Annotated in this window: 1 protein-coding gene; it reads right to left on the bottom strand. The window is 64.6% G+C overall.

Annotated elements, in window-relative coordinates; translation table 11 throughout:
• Positions 1 to 37: 37 nt before the first annotated feature.
• Complete coding sequence (tpg, locus tag SZN_RS37285) at positions 38 to 628, bottom strand: telomere-protecting terminal protein Tpg (RefSeq protein ID WP_007506608.1); 591 nt, start codon at positions 626 to 628, stop codon at positions 38 to 40.
• Positions 629 to 676: the final 48 nt, after the last annotated feature.

Raw genomic sequence — 676 nt, 5'->3', positions numbered from 1 at the left:
CCGGATTGCTTTATAGCAGGCCCGGAATTCGAGCGGGTCAGAATAGAAACTCGATGGCCTGGACGTGCGTGAAATCTGCGCGCAGACCATCGGCGCGGGTGCCCCATTCCGTGAAATAGGACTCCGTGATGGCCTCCGCGACGATCGGATGCAGATCCTCATCCGTCGCTCCGGCCTCCTGTAGCTCCAGGATCTGCTTCACGTAGGTGGGCGAGATCGGGGTGGTGATGGTGCGTATGCGGCCGTCGTCCGAGCTGCCCGAGCACGTGAATCCGAAGTACGCCGTCACCTCCACCATCATCCCGCTGGAGGTGGACGCCTGTTCGCGTGCACGCGCCCTGACCTGCGGTTGCCACTCAGATTCGGTCGCCTCCACCAGGGCGGCCTGGAGCCGCTTCTGTGGCTTCTTCAGCTTCCCGGCGCGGTAGCGCTCGATCGTGCGAGTCGAGGCGCCTACACGCTCCGCCAGGCTCCTTGCTGACTCCTTCGTCCGCGTGAGAAGGAATTTCACCTGTGCATTTGCGGACTTCGGTGCGGGCCGGGTGAAGACCTTCCGCTCCGCCCGCGCGAGGGCCTCCAGGACCTTGCCGCGGCGCGGGGCCGGCTGCTGCTGCTCGTGCTCGTTCATACCTCCTAGGGATCACGGATCGCCTGTGGACAGATTCCTGCGGCCGTT

It is taken from the genome of Streptomyces zinciresistens K42 (assembly GCF_000225525.1).
Taxonomy (GTDB): Bacteria; Actinomycetota; Actinomycetes; order Streptomycetales; family Streptomycetaceae; genus Streptomyces; species Streptomyces zinciresistens.
This window is presented reverse-complemented; position numbering and strand designations above follow the sequence as displayed.